Source organism: Propionivibrio sp. (genome assembly GCF_016790145.1).
In the GTDB taxonomy this organism is placed as follows: Bacteria; Pseudomonadota; Gammaproteobacteria; order Burkholderiales; family Rhodocyclaceae; genus Propionivibrio.
Genome location: NZ_JAEUOI010000130.1, coordinates 1 through 2,279, shown reverse-complemented (window position 1 = coordinate 2,279; position 2,279 = coordinate 1). Strand labels below are relative to the sequence as shown.

Sequence of the window (2,279 nt, the reverse complement as noted above, 5' to 3'; positions counted from 1 at the left end):
GCTACCGCAAGACAAGCTCATGCGACTTTTCCGGAGACCGGCGATGCGAGTTGTCCAAAATAGCCAGATGCACTTTGGTGAAGTCGACATTTCCAAGATAGTTTTCGACCTCAAATCACGCGATGACATCCCCAAGATTCTGAAAGGCTTGCAGTTCCTCTACACCAACATTCCACTGCGCACGTCGATATTCCAGCTGCTTGAAAGCCGGATCGCACCGCAAGTCAGCAAGGTCATCGGCCGTCCCGGCATGGCGCTGTGGCCGATTCTGGTCTGCGGCGTGATTCGCCTCGATTTGAACTGCGACTACGACCGCCTGCACGAACTCGTCAATCACCACGACACCCTGCGCGAGATACTTGGGCACGGCACCTTTGACGCTCTCCGCTACCACTTCCAGACGCTCAAGGACAACGTCAGTCTGCTCACCCCGGAGCTTCTGGAAGAGATCAATCTGCTGGTCGTTGAATCCGGGCATGTCCTGGTAAAAAAAAAGTACGGCGAAGCGCTGCGTGGGCGCTGCGACTCCTTTGTCCTTGAAACGAATGTGCACTTCCCCTCCGACATCAACCTGCTCAGTGATGCCCTGCGCAAGGTCATCACCCTGACCGCGCAGTGGTGCGATGACCTTGGCCTCACGGACTGGCGCCAGCACGACTACAACGTCAGGAACGTCAAACGCCTCATGCGCTCGGCACAAAACAAGAAACGCAGCAAGGCCACCTCAGCGGAGCGGGTCGAGCAAAACGAAGCGCTCATCCTCACCGTGCATCAGCAGTATCTGAAGGTTGCCCAAGCGTACCTGGACAAGGCCCGCCAGACCCTGACCCTGATCGAAACCCAGGGCTTGGCCGACCTGATCGCTTGGGTGCGGAAATCAGAAATCGAAGGGTTCATGGCGCACGCCGACCGCCAGATTGACCAGATTCATCGCCGCGTCATTCTGGGTGAAGTCATCGCGCCGGACGAAAAGGTCTTCTCGATCTTTGAACCCCACACCGAATGGATCAGCAAGGGGAAAGCCGGCGTCCCGGTGGAACTGGGCGTCAAGGTGTGCATCCTCGAGGACCAGTACCAATTCATCCTGCACCATCAGGTGATGCAAAAGCTGACGGACGATCAAGTGGCGGTAGCGATGGTGACCCAGGCGCAGCAGCGCTTCCCAGACTTGAAGGCGTGCAGCTTTGACAAAGGCTTTCACTCCCCGGCGAATCAGAGCGCCTTGAAAGCGCAACTGGAGCTAGTGGCCTTGCCGAGAAAAGGCCGGTTGAGCCAACAGGCGCAGGAAGAAGAAAGTGCCGAGGCATTCGTCAAAGCCCGCCGTGCGCACTCGGCGGTGGAGTCGGCGATCAACGGGTTGGAGGTGCATGGTCTGGACGTCTGCCCGGACCATGGCATTGACGGCTTCAAGCGCTACGTGGCCCTGGCGGTGCTGGCAAGAAATATTCACCGCATCGGTGACATTCTGTGGCAACAGGATAAAGCGCGCGAGAAGCGCAAAGCAAACTACGCCGACCGCGATACGACGTACAAACTGGCGGCGTAGCCAACGCCCACAACGCCTCTTTTTACGGGTCTTTTTTTAGAGATCAGGGGTACCCGTGTCTGCAAAATGGGAAATTTCATCGGGCCGCAGCAGAAAATGACGTACGGGTATGTGCAGCGGGATAATTTGGTAATATAATGACTTATAAGTAATTAATTGGCGGGCTGATTTTTAAAAAAAGGGGGTTTTCTGTCAGGCACTAAATAGCAAGGGATCAGGGGTTTCGCCAGAATTTGTCGCCTGATCGAATGCCGCTCAGCTTCCACGAAGCCGCCTTGCCGGTCGGCAAACGATCATTGAGCGAATCGAGTTGCCGTGAAATGCCCTTGCCGACTTCGGAAGGCAAACGTAAAAAAACTCCCACGGTGACTTTCTCATATCTGCTTCAGCACCTGTATGAACTTTCATCAGTCATGACTTGTAGCCCAGCGGATTGTTCACCTGCCAGTTCCAGGCATCGCGGCACATGGCGTTGATGTCCCGTGTGGCCTGCCAGCCAAGACAGTCCGAAGCGAGCGAGGGATCGGCATAACAGGCCGCGATGTCGCCGGGACGACGGGCATCGATACGGTAAGGCACCGCCTTGCCGCTTGCTCGGGCAAAGGCCTCGATCATTTCGAGCACGCTGTAGCCGCGCCCGGTGCCGATATTGACGGCCAGCAGACCTTCACGTGAGACCAGCGCGCGCAGTGCCGCAACATGGGCCAGCGCCAGATCGACGACATGGATGTAA

2 protein-coding genes and 1 pseudogene are annotated in these 2,279 nt (G+C 56.6%); 1 reads left to right on the top strand and 2 read right to left on the bottom strand.

What is annotated here, in order from left to right; all coding sequences use genetic code 11:
* The first annotated feature begins 43 nt into the window (after positions 1 to 43).
* Positions 44 to 1,546 carry an ISNCY family transposase gene (locus JNM42_RS11195; RefSeq protein ID WP_294269555.1) on the top strand — a complete coding sequence of 501 codons (1,503 nt, stop codon included), beginning with the start codon at positions 44 to 46 and terminating at the stop codon, positions 1,544 to 1,546.
* Positions 1,547 to 1,760: 214 nt separating this feature from the next.
* Here JNM42_RS11195 and JNM42_RS11190 read toward each other — a convergent pair whose 3' ends face one another.
* Positions 1,761 to 1,910: a hypothetical protein gene (locus JNM42_RS11190; RefSeq protein ID WP_294269551.1), complete on the bottom strand. Its 150-nt coding sequence runs from the start codon at positions 1,908 to 1,910 to the stop codon at positions 1,761 to 1,763.
* A gap of 47 nt (positions 1,911 to 1,957) precedes the next feature.
* Positions 1,958 to 2,279: pseudogene (locus tag JNM42_RS11185) on the bottom strand (UDP-glucose 4-epimerase); the annotation flags it as partial.

Excerpts from the sequence above, each read along its gene's own strand:
- JNM42_RS11195 (WP_294269555.1), top strand. The coding sequence starts at position 44 with ATGCGAGTTGTCCAAAATAGCCAGATGCACTTTGGTGAAGTCGACATT.